General features: G+C 63.7%; 18 protein-coding genes. 5 read left to right on the top strand and 13 right to left on the bottom strand.

Annotation, left to right across the window (positions count from 1 at the left end):
- Positions 1-41: 41 nt before the first annotated feature.
- Positions 42-287, top strand: a complete 246-nt coding sequence (locus FXB38_RS13260) for an Lrp/AsnC ligand binding domain-containing protein (protein WP_129271476.1) — start codon at positions 42-44, stop codon at positions 285-287.
- Here the strand turns inward: FXB38_RS13260 and FXB38_RS13255 are convergent.
- Complete coding sequence (locus FXB38_RS13255) at positions 284-1,210, bottom strand: c-type cytochrome (RefSeq protein ID WP_148751293.1); 927 nt, start codon at positions 1,208-1,210, stop codon at positions 284-286. The genes FXB38_RS13260 and FXB38_RS13255 overlap by 4 nt on opposite strands.
- A gap of 153 nt (positions 1,211-1,363) precedes the next feature.
- Between FXB38_RS13255 and FXB38_RS13250 the strand changes: the two genes are divergently transcribed.
- On the top strand, positions 1,364-1,783 hold the full coding sequence (locus FXB38_RS13250) for a CHRD domain-containing protein (protein WP_148751292.1): 420 nt from the start codon (positions 1,364-1,366) through the stop codon (positions 1,781-1,783).
- Positions 1,784-1,891: 108 nt separating this feature from the next.
- On the opposite strand, the gene FXB38_RS13245 is transcribed toward FXB38_RS13250, so the two are convergent.
- From FXB38_RS13245 to FXB38_RS13235, 3 genes are all read right to left on the bottom strand, one after another.
- Entirely contained in the window at positions 1,892-3,175 is a 1,284-nt protein-coding gene (locus FXB38_RS13245) for a cystathionine gamma-synthase family protein (RefSeq protein WP_148751291.1), read from the bottom strand.
- Between the two features lie 347 nt (positions 3,176-3,522).
- Positions 3,523-3,972 (bottom strand): cytochrome c, encoded by a 450-nt coding sequence (locus FXB38_RS13240; RefSeq protein WP_148751290.1) that lies wholly within the window; start codon positions 3,970-3,972, stop codon positions 3,523-3,525.
- Positions 3,973-4,071: 99 nt separating this feature from the next.
- Positions 4,072-6,381: a xanthine dehydrogenase family protein molybdopterin-binding subunit gene (locus FXB38_RS13235; protein ID WP_148751289.1), complete on the bottom strand. Its 2,310-nt coding sequence runs from the start codon at positions 6,379-6,381 to the stop codon at positions 4,072-4,074.
- A 275-nt stretch (positions 6,382-6,656) separates the two neighbouring features.
- On the opposite strand from FXB38_RS13235, the gene FXB38_RS13230 reads away from it, so the two are divergent.
- Positions 6,657-8,198, top strand: a complete 1,542-nt coding sequence (locus FXB38_RS13230) for a hypothetical protein (protein WP_246229866.1) — start codon at positions 6,657-6,659, stop codon at positions 8,196-8,198.
- A 25-nt stretch (positions 8,199-8,223) separates the two neighbouring features.
- Here FXB38_RS13230 and FXB38_RS13225 read toward each other — a convergent pair whose 3' ends face one another.
- From FXB38_RS13225 to FXB38_RS13190, 8 genes are all read right to left on the bottom strand, one after another.
- Positions 8,224-8,826 (bottom strand): class I SAM-dependent methyltransferase, encoded by a 603-nt coding sequence (locus FXB38_RS13225; protein ID WP_148751288.1) that lies wholly within the window; start codon positions 8,824-8,826, stop codon positions 8,224-8,226.
- Positions 8,826-9,866 carry a glycosyltransferase family 2 protein gene (locus tag FXB38_RS13220; RefSeq protein WP_148751562.1) on the bottom strand — a complete coding sequence of 347 codons (1,041 nt, stop codon included), beginning with the start codon at positions 9,864-9,866 and terminating at the stop codon, positions 8,826-8,828. Before FXB38_RS13220 ends, FXB38_RS13225 begins: the two co-directional genes overlap by 1 nt.
- Positions 9,867-10,153: 287 nt before the next feature.
- Positions 10,154-10,558, bottom strand: a complete 405-nt coding sequence (locus FXB38_RS13215; RefSeq protein ID WP_148751287.1) for a YjiS-like domain-containing protein — start codon at positions 10,556-10,558, stop codon at positions 10,154-10,156.
- Positions 10,559-10,807: 249 nt separating this feature from the next.
- Positions 10,808-12,334, bottom strand: a complete 1,527-nt coding sequence (gene murJ / locus FXB38_RS13210; protein ID WP_148751286.1) for a murein biosynthesis integral membrane protein MurJ — start codon at positions 12,332-12,334, stop codon at positions 10,808-10,810.
- Positions 12,335-12,381: 47 nt separating this feature from the next.
- On the bottom strand, positions 12,382-13,533 hold the full coding sequence (locus FXB38_RS13205) for a DegT/DnrJ/EryC1/StrS family aminotransferase (RefSeq protein ID WP_187434843.1): 1,152 nt from the start codon (positions 13,531-13,533) through the stop codon (positions 12,382-12,384).
- Positions 13,534-13,585: 52 nt separating this feature from the next.
- Complete coding sequence (locus tag FXB38_RS13200; RefSeq protein ID WP_148751284.1) at positions 13,586-14,590, bottom strand: Gfo/Idh/MocA family protein; 1,005 nt, start codon at positions 14,588-14,590, stop codon at positions 13,586-13,588.
- A 182-nt stretch (positions 14,591-14,772) separates the two neighbouring features.
- Positions 14,773-16,185: a mannose-1-phosphate guanylyltransferase/mannose-6-phosphate isomerase gene (locus FXB38_RS13195; RefSeq protein ID WP_187434842.1), complete on the bottom strand. Its 1,413-nt coding sequence runs from the start codon at positions 16,183-16,185 to the stop codon at positions 14,773-14,775.
- 7 nt (positions 16,186-16,192) lie between these two features.
- Positions 16,193-17,182, bottom strand: a complete 990-nt coding sequence (locus tag FXB38_RS13190; RefSeq protein WP_148751282.1) for an NAD-dependent epimerase — start codon at positions 17,180-17,182, stop codon at positions 16,193-16,195.
- Between the two features lie 151 nt (positions 17,183-17,333).
- On the opposite strand from FXB38_RS13190, the gene FXB38_RS13185 reads away from it, so the two are divergent.
- Both FXB38_RS13185 and FXB38_RS13180 read left to right on the top strand, forming a co-directional pair.
- Positions 17,334-18,293 (top strand): lysylphosphatidylglycerol synthase transmembrane domain-containing protein, encoded by a 960-nt coding sequence (locus FXB38_RS13185; protein WP_148751281.1) that lies wholly within the window; start codon positions 17,334-17,336, stop codon positions 18,291-18,293.
- A 103-nt stretch (positions 18,294-18,396) separates the two neighbouring features.
- Positions 18,397-19,170, top strand: coding sequence for a glycosyltransferase family 2 protein (locus FXB38_RS13180; RefSeq protein WP_148751280.1), 774 nt, complete (start codon positions 18,397-18,399; stop codon positions 19,168-19,170).
- Here the strand turns inward: FXB38_RS13180 and FXB38_RS13175 are convergent.
- The gene (locus FXB38_RS13175; protein ID WP_187434841.1) at positions 19,148-21,070 is read right to left on the bottom strand and encodes an SDR family NAD(P)-dependent oxidoreductase; all 1,923 of its coding nucleotides are present in this window, start codon (positions 21,068-21,070) and stop codon (positions 19,148-19,150) included. The two genes, FXB38_RS13180 and FXB38_RS13175, sit on opposite strands and share 23 nt — an antisense overlap.
- Positions 21,071-21,134 lie beyond the last annotated feature (64 nt).

The following is a 21,134-nucleotide window of genomic DNA, read 5'->3' as shown; positions in this document are numbered from 1 at the left end:
TGGCCTATTAGCCGGAAGAATACCCCTTCGGAGTGACTGCAATGGTTCCCTTTTTCGTCCAGATCAAATGCAAGCTCGGCCAGTCCTATACGGTCGCCAATGCGCTTGCCGAAGCCGAGATCGCCTCCGAGATCTACTCGACAGCCGGCCATTACGATTTGCTGGTGAAGTTCTATGTCGACAACGACACCGACATCGGCCACTTCATCAACGAGAAGGTGCAGGTGCTGCCCGGCATCCAGGACACGCTCACCATCATCACCTTCAAGGCGTTCGGCACCAGCTAACCGCCAGCCTCCTTGCGTTTGGGCGGCGTCGGACCGTCGACCGGCGGCAACGACTTCAGATACGCCGCCATCGCGGCGCGATCCTCCGGTGTCAACTGCGCGAGGTTCTTGATCACCGGCCGCATCGAGCCCGATGCGCTGTCGCCTTCGGGCATGTCGCCGGTCTCTAAGAAGTCGGCAATATCTTTCTCGCTCCAGCCGCCAATACCCTTCTGCGTGATGTTCGGCACCCAGCCCTCGCCTTCGGGATTGGGGCCGCCGGCGAAGCGCTGCGAAGTGATGACGCCGCCGAGAAAATTGCGCGGACTGTGGCATTCGGCGCAATGGCCAAAACCGTTCACGAGATAGGCGCCGCGATTCCATTGTGCGGATCGCGCTGCATCCGGCATGAACGGCCTGACCTCCATGAACAGCAATTTCCAGATGCCGACATTGCGGCGGATGTTGAAGGGAAATGGCAGATCGTGGTCGCGCACCCGGCCGGACACCGGCGGCAGCGTCTTCAGATAGGCAAAGAGATCGCGAACGTCGTCGACTTTGACGATGTGATAGGACGTGTAGGGAAATGCCGGGAAGTAGTGCGTACCCGCAGGCGAGATGCCGCGCATCACCGCATTGACGAAATCGGCCTCGCTCCAGCGGCCGATGCCGTCGGCGGCATCGGGCGAAATATTCGGGGCATAGAACGTTCCGAACGGCGAGCCCAGCGCCAGGCCACCGCCAAGCCTGAGACGGTCGGGCTGGTTGGGCACGGCATGGCAGGACGAGCAGCCGCCGGCATTGAACAGCTCCTGCCCATTGGCGAGATCAGGCCCGCGCATCGGCGCCGGCAAGGCCAAAGCGGTCGGCGCGGTCAGCCACCAGTAGACGACAAGTGCTGCAACAGCAGCAATCAAAATGACAGAAATTATTCGTCGCGGCATTGAGGATCCCATCGAGCTCCGGCGAATTTACGGATCATCCCGCAGCCGCTCCAGCCACGAATAATTTAGATGGTTTGATCGGAATCCGGGAATAAAGTCGGAACCGCACTGTTTGCAAGTTGACCGCAATCAGGCGTCAACAGGGAGAGACCCATGAACAAAGCGCTTTTTGCCACGCTGGCGCTCGGAGCCGCCGTCGCATTCGCAGGCTCGGCCAGCGCGGAGAAACTGAAGGCGACGCTGGACGGCAAGTCCGAAGTGCCCGCCACCACCAGCAGCGGCACCGGCACGGCCGATCTCGACTATGACGCCGCCACCAAGAAGCTATCCTGGAAGCTGAGCTATTCCGGCCTCTCCGGCCCCGCAACCGCCGCCCATTTCCATGGCCCCGCCGAGGCCGGCAAGAATGCCGGCGTCGCGGTGCCGATCCCGGGTGCTGCCAACAGCCCGGCTGAGGGCTCGGCGACGTTGACCGACGCGCAGGCCTCCGATCTGCTCGCCGGCAAGCTCTACGTCAACATTCACACCGCGGCCAACCCGGGCGGCGAAATCCGCGGCCAGGTGACCAAGTAAGCTTTGTTGCAATTTTTTCCGCGGGGGCCGGGCGCGAGTTGCGCGTCCGGCCTTTTCGATTCCGGCTGAGCGTGTCAGACGGGACGCTTGCTCACAGCATGCCTGTCCCTACGCCGCGCTCAGCGCCTGCGTGAGATCCGCGATCAGATCCGACGGGTGCTCGATGCCGATCGACAGCCGGATCGTGGAATCCAGCACGCCGATCTTGCGGCGGATGTCGGCGGGCACGCCGGAATGGGTCATCGTCGCCGGCAGGCTCGCCAGCGACTCCGTTCCGCCAAGGCTGACCGCGAGCTTGAAGATCTGCAAGCCGTTGAGAAATTTCTCCGCCGCCGCCTGGCCGCCGACGATGTCGAACGAGAATGTCGATCCCGCGCCGAGACACTGCCGCGCGAACACTTGTCCGGCCGGCGAGGCCTCGTCGTGATGACCGAGATAGTGGACCTTGGCGACCTTGGCGTGGTCGCGCAGATAGTCCGCGACGAGGCGCGCGTTACTGTTGGCCTTCTCCATGCGCAGGCTCAAGGTCTCGAGCGAGCGGTTGATCATCCAGCAGGAATGCGGATCGAGCTGGGTGCCGATCGCGCCGCGCAGCGCCTTGATGCTTTTCATGATCGCCTTCGAGCCGAGCGCCGCGCCCGCGATCAGGTCGGAATGACCGCCGACATATTTGGTCAGCGAGTACAGCGAAATATCCGCGCCATGCTCGATCGGCCGCTGAAACACCGGGCCGAGCAGCGTGTTGTCGCAGGCGATGATCGGCGTGTGGCCCTGGGCCTTTCCAATGGTCTCGGCGACGCGGCGCATCATCGCGACGTCGACCAGGCCATTGGTCGGGTTGGCCGGCGTTTCGATCAGGATCATCGCGACCCGGCCCTTGCGCATGGCCTCCTCCGCAGCATGGCCGACCGCCGATTCATCGATGCCGTCGGCAAAGCCGACTGCGCCGATCGCAAGACGCGAAAGCGTGTTCGTCAACAGGGTTTCCGTCCCGCCATAGAGCGGCTGGGAGTGCAGGATGACATCGCCAGGGCGTATGAAAGCCAGGATCGTGGTCGCGATCGCCGCCATGCCGGATGAGAACAGGACACAGCTCTCGGTGCGCTCATAGATGGCGAGCCTGTCCTCGACGATCTCGCTGTTGGGATGGTTGAAGCGCGAATAGACCAGGCCCGCGCCCATGCCCTCCGGCGGCTCACGCCGGCCCGCGACGAAATCGAAGAAGTCCTGGCCGTCCTCGGCCGTCCTGAACACGAAGGTCGAGGTCAAGAACACCGGCGGCTTGATGGCGCCTTCCGACAGCTGCGGATCATAGCCATAGGTCAGCATCAGCGTTTCCGGATGCAGCATATGGTTGCCGATATGGGTTTTCGACGGGAACGGTTTGACCATGGCCTGCCTCGCTGTTGCTCGAGATCCGCGCCGCGCGTTGGAACTCCAGACATCGTGAGGCATCAACGCTGCAGCGGCGCGAGCAAACATAACCACTCTGACGGCGATCCGTCAGGCCATGAGAGGAGAATTTGCTGATGAGCTGCGCGCCGGTGATGCAGCAGCATGAACGCGATTGCGAAGCCTCACCCACTGCTGTCATTCCCCGCGAAAGCGGGGAATCCAGTATTCTAGAGACATCAAACGTTCCCCGAACCGCCTCGGCGTACTGGATCGCCCGCCCCAGTGCGCAAGTGCGCACAAGGCGGGCGATGACACCGAACTTGTAGTGATGCGCCCGCGCCGCTCTACTTCAGCTTCAGCCGATACGTCTCGTGACAGTCGGTGCAGCGATCATTCATCGCAGTGTAGGCGGCCTTCAGGCTCGCCACATCGGTGATCTTGCCCTTGACCTCGGCGATCGCCTTCTGCACCGGCGGGATCTTGGAGTCGAAATCGGCCTTGTTCTGCCAGACCTTGGGCGAAGCACCGTAAGTTGCGTTGACCACGTCCTGCTTGGGATTGACCTCGAAGGTCTTTGCGATCTTGGCGACGTCGGCCTCGAGACTGGCGATCGCCGCGTCGACGGCCTTCTGATCGTAGGGGATTTCGCCCTTCGTCATCTTGAGGATCACGCCGTACATGCTCTTGGCCTGCGAGCGCATCAGGTTGTCCTGCTGGACGGCAATCTCCTGCTGGGCCATGACGGCGCCCGCACCCAGAATGAGGGTGCCCGCGACAATCAAAATTCGTTTCATCGGCTTGTTTCTCCGGCTCGCAAGTCGGTTTTGGGGGGAAGGTCATTCATGGTTAGAACCCGGCGGCGGCCGATTATTCCCGCCGCGGGGGGCCAAGCTTTACAGGCTATGGCGACGATGATGCTCGTTGATCGCGATCCAAACACGTTCCGGTGTCGCCGGCATGTCGATGTGGTCGATCTTGTATTCGCGCCAAAGCCCATCGACGATGGCGTTGACGACCGCCGGACAGGAGCCGATCGCGCCGGCCTCGCCCGCGCCCTTCACTCCCATCGGATTGGTGGTGCAGGGGACGTTGGCGGTCTCGAACACGAAGGACGGGCCGTCGGCCGCCCGCGGCAGCGCGTAATCCATGTAGGTGGCAGTGATGAGCTGGCCGTCACCCGCGCCGTAGATCACCTGCTCCATCAGCGCTTGGCCGATGCCCTGCATGGCACCGCCATGCACCTGCCCCGCAAGCAGCAGCGGATTGAGCGTCTTGCCGAAATCGTCGACGATCACATAGTTGACGATTTTGATGATGCCGGTGGCCGGATCGATCTCGACCTCCGCCAGATGCGTGCCGTTGGGATAGGTGCCGTCAGCGCTGGCAAAGGTCGCGCTGCCGTTCAACTTCGATGGATCGGCGCCGGGCCGCTTGGCCAAATCGGCAAACGAGATCGAGCGGTCGGTGCCGGCGATGCGGATCACGCCGTCGGTGATTTCAAGGTCGCCGACGCTCGCCTCCAGTGCTTGCGCGGCGAACTCCTTCAGCTTGTTGCCTAGCTCGCTCGAGGCGCGCTCGACGCAGACGCCCCCTGTGGGAATCGAGGCCGAACCGCCTGTCCCGAGGCCGGTCGCAATCTCGGCGGTGTCGCCCTGACGGACGTGCACGCGCTCCGGCGGCAAGCCGAACTGTTCGGCGACGATCTGCGCGTAAGCCGTCTGGTGGCCCTGCCCGCTTGATTGGGTGCCGATCAAGACGGTGACGTCGCCATTGGGGTCGAGCCGCACATTGGCGGTTTCTTCCCCCATCACGCCGCAGACCTCGACATAGCTCGCAAGCCCGATGCCGCGGATCAGGCCATTCTTCTTGGCCGCCTTGGCGCGCTTGGGAAACTCCTTCCAGTCGGCGATCTCCATCGCGCGCTTCAGGTGCGCGGCGAAGTCGCCGGAATCGTAGACTTTGCCGGTTGCGGTCTTGTAGGGCAGCGCTTTCGGCTGGATGAAATTCTTGCGGCGGATCGCATCCGGCGTCATGTCGAGTTTTCGCGCGCAGGCATCGACCAGGCGCTCGATCACGTAGGCCGCTTCAGGGCGGCCCGCGCCGCGGTACGCATCGACCGGCACGCTGTTGGTGAAGATGGTGCGCACCCGGCAGTGGAACGCCCGGATGTCGTAGAGGCCCGGCAGCATGCCGGCGCCGCCATGCGGGATGTAGGGCCCGAAGGTCGAGAGATAGGCGCCCATGTCGCCCATCAGGTCGCAATCCATCGCGAGGAACTTGCCGTCCTCGGCCAGCGCCATCTTCGCGGTGGTGACGTTGTCACGCCCCTGCGCGTCGCCCACGAAGTGCTCGGAGCGGTCGGCCGACCACTTCACCGCCTTCTTCAGCTTGCGCGCCGCGACCGCCACCAGGGCGTATTCACGATAGGGAAACAGTTTCGTGCCAAAGCCGCCGCCGACATCGGGGCAGATCACCCGCATCTTCTCGGTCGGGATATTCAGCACGTTCTGACACAGGATGTCGCGCAGGCGGTGGCTGCCCTGGCTGCCGATTGTCAGCGTGAGATGATCGTTCTTGGCGTCGTATTCGCAGACCGCCGCGCGCGTCTCCATGAAGCTCGCGACCACGCGCGGATTGACGATGGAGATCTCGGCGACCGTATGCGCCTTGGCGAACGCAGCTTCAGTGGCGGCCTTGTCGCCGATCGAGACATCGAACAGCACGTTGCCGGGCTTGTCCGGCCAGACCTGCGGCGCGCCCTTCTTGACGGCGTTGACGAGGCCGGTCACCGATGGCAGCGGCGACCATTTGACCTCGATCGCCTCGATCGCGTCGCGGGCCTGATCGATGGTCTCGGCGACGACGAAGGCGACGGAATCGCCGACATGGCGCACCTCGTCCTTGGCAAGGATCGGGTAAGGCGGGCCGGTGAAGGGATCGGTCTCGAGATTGAACAGGCAGGGCAGATTGCCGAGATCCGCAACCTCAGCGGCGGTCAGGATCAGCGCCACCCCGGGAAGGGTGCGGGCGCGGGCCGCATCGATGGTGAACTTGGCATGCGCGTGCGGCGAGCGCAGCATCAGGCAGCGAAGCGCGGCCTGCGGCGCGTAATCGTCGGTATAGCGGCCCTTGCCGCGAATCAGCGCGTCGTCCTCCTTGCGCAGCACGCTTTGGCCAACGCCGAACTTGATGGGAGCCGCCATTGTCTTGTCCCGTCCTATGGTTGTTTTGCCAACCATATTGCCGTGGAACGAGGGAGAGCGCAAATGGCTTTAGGAATTCGCCCCCATAAGTGGCATCTTTGGAGATCGTGCAGCAGTGTGCCTTCCAGGGCTTTCCACGCCCTACGTTCGTTCAATCAAGCCCCAAAATTGCCATCGAACTCTTCAGGCACTCCGACCGCGCTGTAGTTTGGCGCGAAAGTCACTCGTTAACGCACCTCGGGTAGCGTGGCTGCGTTTCCTCGCAGGATAGGCCCATGAGTTTGGACATGAGTTCGGAGAGCAGTTCGAAGATCGCAGACGTTTCCCGCCAGGCGCATGTCAGCCCGCATGACCGCGAACGGTCGGCCCCGACGCCCTGGCTGCTGATCGGCGCCGTGTTTGGGCTCGCACTCCTGATGCGGGAGTTCGTTCCGCTGAATACCGACGTCAGCTGGTTGCTCGTGGTCGGCGAGCGCATGCTGGATGGCCAGCACCTCTACGGCGATATTATCGAGATCAATCCGCCGATGGCGGCGTTTGCCTATCTCCCCGGCGTTGCGCTGGGCCGCCTGCTCGGCGTCGATCCGAGACACGTCATCGATGTTCAGCTTCTGCTGCTGGCGGTAGCTTCGCTCTATGCCGTGTCGCGGATCGTGCGGCTGTCGCCGGCATGGGCTCAGGCGAACTGGGGACCGTTCGCGGTCTGGGCCGCGGCCGTCGTGACCCTCTTGCCAATGCACGTGTTCGGCCAGCGCGAACATATGGCTACGCTGACCTTCCTGCCTGCGCTCGCGGTTTATGCACTGCGCAGCGATCGCGTTTCGGTTCCGCTGTGGGCGATCCTGATTGCCGGCTTGGGAGCCGGGATCACGCTCGCCTTCAAGCCGTTCTTCGCTGTGCCGGTGGCGTTGTGCATGCTGGCGAGCGCCGTTCGCGCGCGTTCGTGGCTTGTGTTGTTTGCGCCGGAAAACATCATCGCGGGCGTGCTGGTAGCCGCCGTCAGTATCGGCACCTACCTCCTCTATCCCGAATATTTCACGGTGACCTATCCGCTGGTGCGCGATACGTATCTGTCCTGGTCGATGCCGCTCTCCGTCATCTTCCTGAATGCGGCCTCGCTGCTCTTCGCCGTCGCAATGCTGTCGGTGCTGTTGACGACGTGGGGACGAACGCCCGACTCGCTGCTGGTTGCGGCTGTTCTTGCCGCTGGCGGCTTTGCGATCTCGTTTTTCCTGCAGCGGCGCGGCTGGGCCTATCATTCCTATCCGATGGTGGCGGTCGCCATGCTCGCGATGGGATACGCGCTGCTGGTCGCGGGCGACGCGCCGTCGCGCCGCCGCCTTGGCCTGGCGGCGCCGCTGATCCTGGCCGCGACCTTCTTGTTCGGCGCGCAATGGTTCAACGGCAAAGTCTATGTCGGGCCGGTCAGGGAAGCCATCGAGGGTCTCATGCCGCATCCGCGGATCCTCGTGCTGAGCGGCGAGGCCGCCATTGGTCACCCGCTGGTGCGGGATGTCGGCGGCGTCTGGGTTTCTCGTCAGGAGAATCTGTGGCTTAGGGTATTCGGGCGGCTGACGCGCGAAAAGACCTCGGTCGACGCCGCGACGGCCGCCCGGCTGAACGACTATCTGGCGCTCGAGCGCAAATGGTTGATCGAGGATTTCAGGAAATTGCCGCCCGACATCGTCCTGGTTGACAATCTGCGCGACGGATGGGGGGACTGGGTGCGCGCCGATGCCGAACTGTCGCAACTTCTCAAACCGTATTCGCTGGTACGATCCGTCGAGGGGATCGACATCCTGCGCCGGACTGAATGATCCGTGTTAGCCGGCGCGCCGGCCGTTATTTCTGTGCGACGCCGATGGCGAACGTATAGGGCAGGCGCGACAAGTCTTCTCGGATGGCGAGCTTCACCCTCGCAAACGCGTTGCCGAGCACCCTGGAGTAGCCGTCCTGATCGCGGATGAACTCGCCGCGGTCGTTGTCGAGCAGCCATTTCGCGATCGGCGACTGGCCTTCGCGATAGCAGGGATCGGTCGTAAACAGGACGCCGTCGTCTCTCAGGACGTCGCGGATGTTGGCGAGCGTGGACCTCAGATCTTCGTCGCCGATATGGTGCAAGACGCCGTTCATCATGACGAGGTCTGCGCCGGCGAATTCCCGGGCGGCGGCGGCATCGAAATAACGGCAATGAAAGGTGCCGAGATGGCCGAACGATCGCTTCGCGTAGGCGATATAGGTTTCGTCGATGTCGAAGCCGTTATAGTTGGTGCCTTCGGGCAGATATTGCAGGATATGACCCGGTCCGCACCCGATGTCGATCACCCGCATGCCCGGCCGCATGGTCAGGTAATCCGCGATCGCCTTGACCCGCGCGCCGAAGAAGCCGCCGGCAGCCTGATAGGCCTGATAGAGGACGGGATGGCTCAGGATCATCGCCTTCATCAGGAGGCCTCATATATTTCGCTGCGCCTGTTCGATTCCGACTGGGCCAGCAACGTCATCAACGGCGCCGTTTCCTGATCGTCCCGGCCGTCGGTCGCGCTGTGCGGCAGCCGTCCGCGCCGGTGAATGTGCGAGATCACGAACAGCGGACGGTTCTTCGATTGAATGTAGATGCGACCGACATATTCGCCGATCAGCCCGAGCACGAGGAGCTGGACCGAGGAGATCATCACGACCAGCAGGGTCAGGCTGGTCCATCCCGGCACGGTGCCTGAAAAGATCCAGCTGATGACGGCACCGATACCGACAAAAGTGAGGACGGTGGTCAGGAGCGCGCCGACATAGGTCGCAATCCGCAGCGGCACCATCGAGAAACTGACCAGTGCGTCCGCCGCAAAGCCGATCATCTTTGCCAGCGGATATTTGGTGCTGCCGGCATAACGCGGATTGCGGTCGTATTCGTAGGCGACCTGCTTGTAGCCGAGCCAGGCCACCATCCCGCGGATGAAACGATCGTGCTCCGGCATCTGCACCAGCTGGTCGGAGATGCGGCGGCTCATCAGGCGGAAGTCGCCCGTATCCACGGGGATGTGGACGCGGGTGATCCGGGCGAGGAGGCGATAGAAGGCCTCGGCCGATTTCCTCTTGAAGCGGGTTTCGCCGGCGCGACTGCGTCGCAGGCCGTAGACGACGTCGGCGCTTTCCCGCGCCATCATCTCGTACATCGGTGTCAGCAGTTCCGGCGGGTCCTGCAGGTCGGCGTCGATGACAAGCACGAGGTCACCGCGCACAGTGGAAAGCCCCGCCGTCAGCGCCAGTTGATGTCCGTGGTTGCGGGAGAGCCTTACCGCGACCACGTTGCGGTCTTCCGCCGAGAGTTGGTTGATCAGCTTCCAGGTGTTGTCGGTCGAGCCGTCATCGACCAGGATCAGCTCGAACCGTTGACCGCACAGCGCGCGCGCCGCGGCCGTCATCTGATGGTGGAATTCGCGCAAGCCTTCCTCTTCGTTGTAGCAGGGTACAACGATGGACAGAAACATCCTGCCGGGGCGTGGCGTCCCGTCCTGAATTTCCATGGGTTTGGCAGCCTGTCCGGCAATGAATCGGTGCGAAGTGCTGCGTGCGATAATCAATGAGGCCCGGTTAATTGTTCATCAATTTATGGAGCCACAGAGGCTCGATTCGTCGAAGCCGCCGCGGCTAAATTAATCAAATGTTTAGGCGCTATCTAAACGTTGTGTCGCGATGCAACGGCATGTGAGAACAAGCAGCCGTGCTAGCCGCTGCTTGCTCTCAAAACGCATGTCCGCCTCTGGCGGTAAATCCGCTACATCCCACGGCGGCTCCAGAGATAAATCGTGCTATCCCTCAGCGTATCGATCGCTCGCTGAGGTGTGAGGTAGTCGATTTGACCGCGCGTCAAGCCGATGTCCATCAGCTCCCTGTCACTCAACTCGTGCAAGTTGACGCGCAGGCTCCGGCGCCGCCGCCGCTCCTGAAACGCCAGCCAATATCGCCTGAGCAAGCCCGGGACGCTTGGCGTCGATCCGCCCGCTGGTCCGGCAGCATCCTTATCCTGCAAAGCGTCGTCCAGCGCCGCAGCGGACGCCTTGAGGCGTGCTGCCAGTGCTTGGTCGACTGCGCTCTTCGCCGACAAGATCGTAAGGGTGAGGCCGCGCCTCGCGGCGTCGCCCTCAATCCCGGGTGAGGTGTTCGTCAGTTGGGGTGGCATCGAACGCTCCTGCTGTCGTGCCGGCAGGGAAGCGTGGCCAAACAAAAGGCCCCGTCCGATGCCGGCGGGGCCTGGTGGAAAAGATGTCGTCGACGAATTCCTAGCGCGCGACTCCTTCCACGGCCCAGCCGAAGCGGGTCATGTGCGAGAAGTTGACTTTGCGCGACCATTTGATCATGAGCGGCTCATAGCACGGCAATCGTACAAAATCAAGAGATGTGCGGAGGCCAGCTGCACCCTGGAGGCGAGCTAGCCGCGCACCAGCGCGACCAGCCAGTTGCGGCCAAACAATACGAGAATCGCAAGCGCATAGACTATGGTGCCGCCGGCGGCCAACAGGACCAGCATCACTTCGTCCCGGAAGTGCATGGCGCCCAGCGCAGAACCCCCAAAGCGTGCGATCAGCCAGAAGGCGGCGGCGAGGATCAGTCCAGTCAGCAGGAATTTGGCGAGCGACAATAGCCAGGCGCGGTCCAGCACGAGAAAGCCGCGGCGCACGGCGAAGAACAGCACCAGCAGCAGATTGGTCCAGACCCCGATTGCTGTTGCCAGCGCCAGGCCGATCTGGGCGAACGATCCCATCAAAGCGAGTTTCAGCGCGACGTTGACCGCGATACCCGACAGCGACGCGCGAACCGGCGTCGCGGTATCCTTGCGCGCATAGAAGGTTGCGACCGCGCTGCGGATCAGCACGAAGGGGATCAGGCCGATGGCATAGGCCGCGAGCGTGCTGCCTGCGGCAACCGCATCGTCCCTGGAGAACGCGCCGCGGGCGAACAGCGCGCGCATGATCTCGTCGGGCACGGTGAGGAAGGCCGCGACGAACGGCACCGAGAACAGCAGCGTGAAGTCGAACGCGCGGCGCTGCGCCTTCATCGCACCGTCATGGTCGTTGGCCGTGATCCGCCGCGACATCTCCGGCAGCAGCACCGTGCCGATCGCGATGCCGATGACGCCGATCGGCAATTGATTGAGACGATCGGCGTAGTAGAGTGCCGAGAGCGCGCCCGCCGGCAGGAAGGTCGCGATGATGGTGTCGGCGAACAGCGCGACCTGCGTGCCCATCGAGCCCAGCGTCGCAGGTCCCAGTGCCCTGAAGAAGCCGCGGACGTCTTCGTCGAGCCTGAGCGGTGCAAAGCGCGGCAGGCCGCCATGGCGGGCGAGATCGCCTGCGAGCAGGAAATACTGCAGGAAGCCCGAGATCAGGACGCCCCAGGCGGCGGCGTGGCCCGCGGTCGGAAACCAGGCGGCGAGCGCGAGTGTCATCATCATCGCGACGTTGAGGAAGATCGACGCGGCGGCTGCGCTGGCAAAGCGCTGCATCACGTTGAGCATGCCGCCATAGAGCGTCACCAGCGTGATCAGCAGCAGATAGGGAAAGGTGATCCGGGTCAGCTCGATCGCGAGCTTGCGCTGTTCGGCATCATCGCCGAAGCCGGGCGCCAGAATGCTCATGGCCTGCGGCATGAACAGCCAGGCGACGGTCAGCAGCACAACCTGCGAGGCCAGCAGCAGCGTGAAGATGCGGTCGGCGAACAGCCGCGCCGCCCCCTCCCCGCGCTCGCCATGGACATGGGCATAGGCCGGCACCCAGGCGGCATTGAAGGCGCCTTCGGCAAAGATCGCGCGGAAATGATTGGGCAGCCGCAGCGCCACAAAAAAGGCGTCGGCCACGGGGCCGGCGCCGAGGATCGCCGCGAGCATGATGTCGCGGGCAAATCCCGTCAGCCGCGAGAGCAGCGTATAACCACCGACCGTGAAGATGCGTCCGAGCATGCGTCTGTTTTAGAGGAAGAGACGGCTCGCTGCAAAATCAGGGCAAATCAGGCCGAAAGCGCGCCGTGTACGGCGGCGATGATTCGCTCCTGATCGGCTTCGGTCAAATAGGCGTGCATCGGCAGGCTGATGACGTCCCGCGACAGGCTCTCGCAAGCAGGCAGGCCGCCGTCGGCGACCGGATACTGCTTGTAGGCGGTCTGCTGATGCATCGACTTGCCGTAATAGATCGCGGTCGGCACGCCCTGGGCTTTTAGCGCGGCAGCGAAGCCATCGCGGTCGGTCCCCTCAGGGAGACGGATCGTGTACTGCGCCCAGACCGAGGTATTGCCCGGCGCCAGACGCGGCACGGTCACGACGTTGGACAGGCCCCGCGCGTAGCGCTCGGCGACCTTGTTGCGGGCGGCGATCTCGTCGTCGAAGATCTTCAGCTTCTCGATCAGGATCGCGGCCTGCATGGTGTCGATCCGGCCGGTCAGGCCGAGGCGGACATTATCGTATTTGTCGACACCCTGCCCGTGCACGCGGATGCTGCGCAGCGTTGCGGCGAGCTCGTCGTCATCGGTGAAGATCGCGCCGCCGTCGCCGAAGCAGCCGAGCGGCTTTGCCGGGAAGAAGCTGGTCGTGGTGGCGAGCCCGAAGGTGCCGAGCTTGCGACCCTGGTAGCTTGCGCCAAAACCTTGCGCGGCATCATCGATCACGAACAGGCCTTCGTCGCTGGCGATCTCGGCGATGGCATCGTGGTCGGCAGGCTGTCCGAACAGATCGACCGGAATGACCGCGACCGGCTTCAGGCCAGCCTTGCGCGCGGTCGCAATGCCGCGCTTGAGCGACTCCGGGCTCATGTTGAAGGTCGCTTCGTCCACATCGACATAGACCGGCGTCGCGCCCATTCGCGCCGCTGGCGACGCGGTCGCGATGAAGGTGAACGACGGGCACAGCACGGCATCGCCGGGACCGACGTTCTTCGCCATTAACACCATGAGAAGCGCATCGGTGCCGCTGGCGCAGCCGATGACGTGCTTGGCGCCGCAATAGGCCGCAAGCTGCGCCTCGAGCTCGGCGACCTCAGGACCATTGACGAACTGGCAGTGGTCGAGAACGCGCTTGACCGCTTCATCGAGCGAGGCGCCGAGCCGGCGGCGCTGCGAGGCCACGTCGACAAAGGGAATGGGTTCGGAACGCAGATGCTGGTTCATGGCGCCTTGTCGATTTTCTTGCGGGTTTTGAGCGGTCGACATGGAAATGGTTTTAGCCGGCGACGCGGCGCGGGCCCTTGAGGGCGGCCGACGTGGCTGCGGGCCGCGACGGCGTCTCGAGGCACTGCGTCGCGATCTCGAGGCTGGCGACGCCCTCGTCGCCGGTGACCGCCGGCGTCTCGCCGTGACGCACGGCCTTGAGGAAGGCGATCAGCTCGGCGCGGAGCGGCTCGTCATGGCCGACCGGCAGATGCCGCATCGAGTAGCTGCCGTCAGGCTTGAACCCGAAGCATTCGGTGACCTGACGCGTCAAGAGATCGCCCATCACGTATTTGCCGCGGGTCGCGACCGTGACGCTGCGCGCCTTGAACGGCGTCAGCCAGTTGGTGTTGATGTGGGCGAGCACGCCGCTGGCGGTGCGGAACTGGAGCAGCGCGATGTCCTCGCGCTCGGCGACCGCGCTCGACAGCTGCGGCTGCACCTCGACGATGTCGGATTCGGTGAACCAGCGGATCAGGTCGATGTCGTGCACGGCCAGATCGATGACGACGCCGACATTGGACATGCGCGGCGGAAACGGACCAACGCGGGTGATCGCGATCGAGAGAATGTCCTCGCCCGCAATGGCCTGCTTGACGGCGGCAACCGCCGGATTGAAGCGCTCGACATGGCCGACCATCAGGGTGACGCCGGCCTTTTGCGCGGCAGCGACGATCTCGCGGCCTTCGGCGACCGTGGACGCGATCGGCTTCTCGACCAGCACATGGATGTTCTTGGCGATGCAGGCGAGCGCGACCTCGTGATGCAGATGGGTCGGCGCCGCGATGGTGACGGCATCGACGCCTTCGGCGAAGAGCTGCTCGATGGTCTCGAAGCCCTGGCAGCCGGCAAGCTCGGTGGCGCGCGCGCGGTGCGCCGGCGAAGGATCGACTATGCCGACCAGGCTGATGCCGGGCAGACCGCTCAGCACGCGCGCATGGTTGCTGCCCATCACGCCGGCGCCGATGACGCCGACGCGCAAGCCGGCCTTTGCCGGTTGTGACCCTTTGGAACTCATCTGATCGAACCCCGATTCACCGCAAATCCCCGGGCCGCTTCTAGCACGGGTGCCACATTTGTGGCGAATGCCGGCAAAACTGCCCGGACACGATTTGATTCAAAAAATTACACGTTCTCCGGGCCTTAAGCCGCATGAAGCGGAGTTTTCAGGCCCGGATCGCATGATTCGGAGCTTGCTGGTTACGACCTTTGATAGTCGTCTTCAATCCGGATGATGTCGTCTTCCCCGAGGTAGGAGCCGGTCTGGACCTCGATCAGCTCCAGCATGATCTTGCCGGGATTCTCCATCCGGTGGACCGCGCCCATCGGGATGTAGATCGACTCGTTCTCGTGCACCGTCTTCACGGTCTCGTTTACGGTGACGCGGGCGGCACCACGGACCACGATCCAGTGCTCGGCGCGGTGATGATGCTTCTGCAGCGACAGCCGCCCGCCGGGCTTCACCACGATGCGCTTGACCTGATGGCGCTCGCCATTGTCGACCGACTGGTAGCTGCCCCAGGGCCGATGCACCTTGAGATGCTCCTCGGTCACCTTCGGCGCAACGGTCTTGAGTTTTGTGACCAGCCGCTTGAGCCCGTTGGCGTCTTTCTGGCGCGATACGAGGACCGCGTCCGCAGTCGCCACCACGACGAGATCATCGACGCCTTCGAGTGCGACCAGCGCCGAATCCGTCGTGACGTTGCAGTTGCGCGAGTCTTCGAACACCGCAGCGCCATGCGAGGCGTTGCCTTGCGCGTCCTTGTCCGACAATTCCCACACCGCGTGCCAGGAGCCGACGTCGGACCAGCCGCAGGACACCGGCACCACGGCTGCGCGCGAGGTCTTCTCCATCACCGCATAATCAATCGAGATCGCCTTCGCCGCGCCGAAAGCCTGCGGCTCGAGCGTCACGAAGCCGAGATCGCGCCCCGCGCCGGCAACCGCATTGGACACCGCCTCCACGCTTGCCGCATCGACCTTGCGATATTCGTCGAGCAGCAGGGCCGCGGGAAACATGAAGTTGCCGCTGTTCCAGAGATAGCCCGAATTGACGTAGTCGGCAGCCTTCACGGCATCCGGCTTCTCGACGAAGCGCGCGACCGCGTGCACCTCACCGGAGATCACCTCACCCGGGCTGATATAGCCGTATTCGGTCGCCGGCCGCTCCGGCTTGACGCCGAAGGTGACGATGCGCCCGGTGCTCGCGGCAACGAGGCCCTCGCGGCACGCCGCAACAAAGGCGGCCTTGTCCTGCACCACATGGTCGGCAGCGAGCGCGAGCACGATCGCTTCACTGCTGCGGTTCTGCGCGAACGCCGCGCCGGCGGCAATCGCAGGACCGGAGTCGCGCCGCATCGGCTCGAGGATCACGTCGGCCTCGATGCCGATCTCGGCGAGCTGCTCCAGCACCATGAAGCGATAGGAGGCATTGGTGATGACGATCGGGCGATCGAACAGCGAAGCGTCCGAGACGCGCAACAGCGTGTCCTGGAAGGTCGAGCGCGTGCCGAACAGCGGCAAAAACTGCTTCGGGCGCACCTCGCGCGAAGCCGGCCACAGCCGCGTGCCGGCGCCGCCGCACATGATCAGGGGGATAATGCGTTTGTCCATCGTCATTTCAAACCTTGAAGTGGTCGCGATACCAGGTGACAAATTTGTGGACCCCGTGCTCGATCGGCGTTGACGGTGCAAAGCCGGTGTCGCGCATCAAATCCTCGACATCCGCGAACGTTTCCACCACGTCTCCCGGCTGCATCGGCAGCAATTCTTTGACCGCCGTCCGACCCAGCTCCCGCTCCAGAAGTCCGACGACATCCACCAGCTCTTCGGGACGGTGATTTCCGACATTGTAGACCCGAGACGGCGCATTTGCGGCAGACGGATTGTCCGCAGGCACAAGATCGATCAGCTTGGACACTACACGGGTCACGTCGTCAATATAGGTGAAGTCGCGGCGCATTTTGCCATGGTTAAAGAGCCGGATCGGCTGGCCCGCCATGATGGCGTTTACAAACAGAAACATGGCCATATCAGGCCGGCCCCACGGGCCGTAGATGGTAAAAAAGCGCAAGCCCGTGACCGGCAGCCGGTAGAGATGACTGTAGGACTGCGCCATCACCTCGTTGGCCTTCTTGGTCGCAGCGTAGAAGCTCACAGGATGATCGGTCCGGTCCTGCGCGGAAAACGGCAGTTTGGTGTTGGCGCCATAAACGGACGATGACGAGGCGTAGACGAGATGACGACAACCGCACGTCCGGCAGCCCTCGAGCACGTTGAGAAAGCCCTGCAGATTGGAATCGGCGTAACTCTGCGGATGCTCGATCGAGTGGCGCACGCCGGCCTGGGCGGCGAGATGCACGACCTCTGAAAAGCGATGCCGCGCAAACAGCGCCGCCATCGTCTCGCGATCGGCGAGATCGGCCTGGACAAAGCAGAAACGGGACTCGTTGCCGAGCAGCGAAAGCCGCGCCTGCTTCAACGCCGGATCGTAATAGCTGTTGAGATTGTCGAGCCCGACCACGGACCGCCCCTCGGCCAGCAGCTGCCGGGCGGTGTGAAAGCCGATGAAACCGGCGGCTCCCGTGACCAAAATCGCCTGATCCGTCATCCTGTTCCCAAGCGATCCCAAGCCATCCTTAACGTGAGCCCGCGGCGCCTCAATGACAGCTATTGCAAGATCGGCGCCAAAACCATACCAAAGCGGCCGAATTCGGCGCCTCGCGTCGGGTTGCTCCCGAAACCCTGTTCAAGCGGGCGAGATGCGCCGAATCCTTCTGTCGACGACCAAAATCCTGATCTCCGCGGCGCTGCTCTATCTGGCGCTGCGCAAGGTCGATCTGACCGAGCTGCTCTCGCGCTTCACCGCGACCAGCCTGTTCTGGATCGGCATGGCGATCGCGGTGACGTTCCTGCAAATCTTCGTCGGCGTGCTGCGCTGGCGCGAGGTCAGCGCCGCATGCGGTGCGCCGCTCGAGCTCGGCCGCGCGATGCGCTACAACGTGATCGGCTCCTTCTTCAACCAGACCCTGCCGTCCGCAATCGGCGGCGATGCGGTCCGGCTATGGCTGGTGGCGCGCACCGGCGCCGGATGGCGCGCGGCGACCTATTCGATCTTCGTCGATCGCGCGATCGGCCTGGTCGCGCTGGCCGTCCTCATCGTCGCGAGCCTGCCCTGGAGCTACACGCTCATCGCCGATCCGCACGGCCGCTCGGCGCTGCTGCTCGTCGACTTCGCCGCACTCGCCGGCGGCATCGGCTTCCTGATCTTCGGCGCGCTGAAATGGTCGTGGCTGAAGGCGTGGTGGGCCACCCACCACATCCACGCCTGCGCGGTGATCGCCAACCGCGTGATCTTCAACCGCACGCGCGGACCTGTTATCGCGATCCTGTCGCTGCTGGTTCACGTGCTTGCCGTCGTCATCGCCTGGTGCGTGGTGCAGTCGATCGCAGCGCCGGTCAGCTTCGTGCAGGTCTTCCTGCTGGTGCCGCCGGTGATGCTGATCACGCTGATGCCGATCTCGATCGCCGGCTGGGGCGTGCGCGAGGCCAGCATGGGGCTGGCCTTCGGTTTCGCAGGGTTGGCCGCCAACGAAGGCGTCAACGTCTCGCTGCTGTTCGGCGCGGTCTCCTTCATCGTCGGCGCGTTCGGCGGCCTGGTCTGGATCCTCAGCGCGGAGAAAGCCGCGCACGGCTCGGCTCCGATCGCAGCGCGTGAATAAGCGTTCACAGGTCCGGCACGGAAGCACCGCGACTTCTGCGCCGATCTATCAACCCTCGGGGTTATTTCCTATAATCTCCGGCGCGTAGCATCACGGATCCGGAATGAAGATCAGCGTCATCACGGCCAGCTACAACTCCCAGGCGACGATCGGCGCCACCATCGAATCCTTCCTCGCCCAGACGCATCCCGACAAGGAGATGCTGGTGGTCGACGGTGCCTCAAAGGATGCGACGCTGAAGATCGTGGAGTCGTTCGGCTCCAGCGAGATCCGCGTGATCTCCGAGCCCGACAAGGGTGTCTACGACGCCATGAACAAGGGGCTGCATCTGTTCAAGGGCGACGCGATCGGCTTCCTCAATTCGGACGACACGTTCCACGACAACAGCGCGCTGGCGACGATCGCGGCGGCGCTGGAGCAGGCCGATGTCGTCTATGGCGACCTCGACATGGTCACCGATCACCAATCCAAGACCCTCGTGCGTGCCTGGCGTGGCGGACACTACGGTCGCTACTCGTTTCAGCTCGGCTGGGTCCCGCCGCATCCGACGTTCTACATGCGGCGCCAGGTCGCCGAGACGGTCGGCGACTACGATCTGAGCTACGTCACGACCGCCGACTACGATTACATGCTGCGTGCTCTGGCGCTGAACGACTACAGGGTCGCCTACCTTCCGCGCGTCATCGCCGATTTCCAGATGGGCGGCATCAGCACCAGTGGCTGGCGCGTGACCTTGCGCGCCAATCTGGAATGCCTGCGGTCGCGCCGGCAGCATCTGAACGCGCCGTTCGTCGACGCCGCGTTCTTCCTGCGCTTTGCCCGGCGGATCTTTCAGCTCCGCTCGCCGGCGTCCCTCAGGATGCAGCGCTCGCGTTGAGGCCGAACTCCGGAACCGCATCCTTCAGGATGGTCCTGATCGTGGCGCGATCATCGTGCGCGATGGCGAGCTCGAGCGCGGATATCCATTTGCGCAACGTCTGCATCGGCGGCTCGTTCGGCTTTGCCGCCATGACGCCTGCGACCCCGATATCGACGGTCGGCTCCTCGGAGGCGAACAGGATCTCGTTCAGCCGCTCGCCCGGCCTCATGCCGCTGAACACGATCTCGACGTCGTGGCCGGGCTGCAAACCGGACAGCCGGATCATCCGTTCCGCCAGATCGACGATCTTCACCGGCTGGCCCATGTTCAGCACGTAGACCGAAACGTCGAAACGCTTGGCGCCGAGCGCGTGGGTGGCGGCCGTGATGACGAGATCGCAGGCCTCGCGGATCGTCATGAAATAGCGGACCATGTCGGGATGCGTCACGGTGACAGGACCGCCGGCCTCGATCTGCGCCTTGAATTTCGGCACCACCGACCCGTTCGAGGCCAGCACATTGCCGAACCGGACCGAGATGAAGCGCATCGCCGGCCTGCTGCCGCCGGCCTGCGCCACGAGGTCGTGGTCGAGCGCCTGGCAATACATCTCGGCGAATCGCTTGGTCAGGCCGAGCATCGAGACCGGCTCGATCGCCTTGTCGGTCGAGATCATCACCATGGCCTCGGCGCCTGCCGCAAGCGCGGCATCGGCCACGTTGATCGAACCGAAGATGTTGGTCTTGACGCCCTCGCTCCAATCCCGCTCCAGGATCGGAACGTGCTTGAGCGCGGCGGCATGGAACACGATGTCCGGCTTGAACTCCGCCATCAGACGCGTGATGCGCTCGCGGTCGCGGATATCGGCGATCCGGCCTTCGATCTCGGCGCCGGAACCGCGCGCAACGAGCGCCTCGGTGACCGCATAAAGGGCCGGCTCCGAATTCTCGACGATCAGAAGACGCGCCGCGCCGAACGCAACCACGCGCTCGCAGATCTCCGAGCCGATCGAGCCGCCACCGCCGGTGACGATGACGCTTTTGTCCCTGATCAGGGCTTCCAGCCGCACGTAGTCGATCGTCTCGCTCGGCCGCAGCAGCAGGTCCTCGACCGCAACCGAGGTGAGCCGCGGCATATCCCCCTGCTCGAGTGACGGCAGGCGGCTGACGATCAGGCCAAGCCGCCGCGACCGCATCAGCACGGATTCGGGATGCGATTCCGGCTCGAAGGCCGAGGGTGTCATCACCACCCGGGCGATCGATTTGTTGCGCTTGGCGAAGCTGGCGATAACGTCCTCGATGTCGTCGATCGCGCCGACGACCGGCACGTTGCGGATCAGCTGGCCGAGATCGGCCCGGGACGGCGACAGCACCCCGACCGGACGGAGGTGCTTGATGGCGCCGCTCTCGACGCCGCGCAGCACGACCTCGGCATCGGCAGCGCGCCCGATCAGGAGCGTCGTCGCGGCATTTTCGGTCCTGACGTGATGCATCACGCGGGTATAGCGGAAATAGCGGTAGGTCAGCCGCAGCGCGCTCAGCGCGGAGATTTCCAGGAACCAGTAAAGGACGATGGTGATCTTGCCGAGAAAGAAGGTGCCGTGCACGTTCGGCGCGACAAAGACATAGTCGAGCACGAGAAGGGCGACGGTGAGCACCGTGGCGACGCGGATGATGTTGAGCGCATCAGGCAGCGAGATGAAGCGCCACTTCGTGGTCGTCAGGTTGAAGACGTAGAAGACGACCACGCTGAAGGCGAGGAAATATGGCAGTATCTGCAGCAGCAGCGGCAGGCGGGCCGTGAAGCCCGCGCCACCCTCGAAGCGCAGATAGAACGCAACGAACAGGGCCGCGGCCGTCGCCACCAGGTCGTGAAGCGCGATCAGGAAGTTACGCAAGGTAAGATGCGAAAGACGCGTCATCTGCGGCCGAATATCTCCAATGCTGCATACAACCTGACCGCGCTGATAGCGCATCTCGCCGGGA

The organism is Bradyrhizobium cytisi (assembly GCF_008123515.1).
Taxonomy (GTDB): Bacteria; Pseudomonadota; Alphaproteobacteria; order Rhizobiales; family Xanthobacteraceae; genus Bradyrhizobium; species Bradyrhizobium cytisi.
The sequence above is the reverse complement of the archived record's forward strand: the minus strand, read 5'-3'. Positions and strand labels throughout refer to the sequence as shown.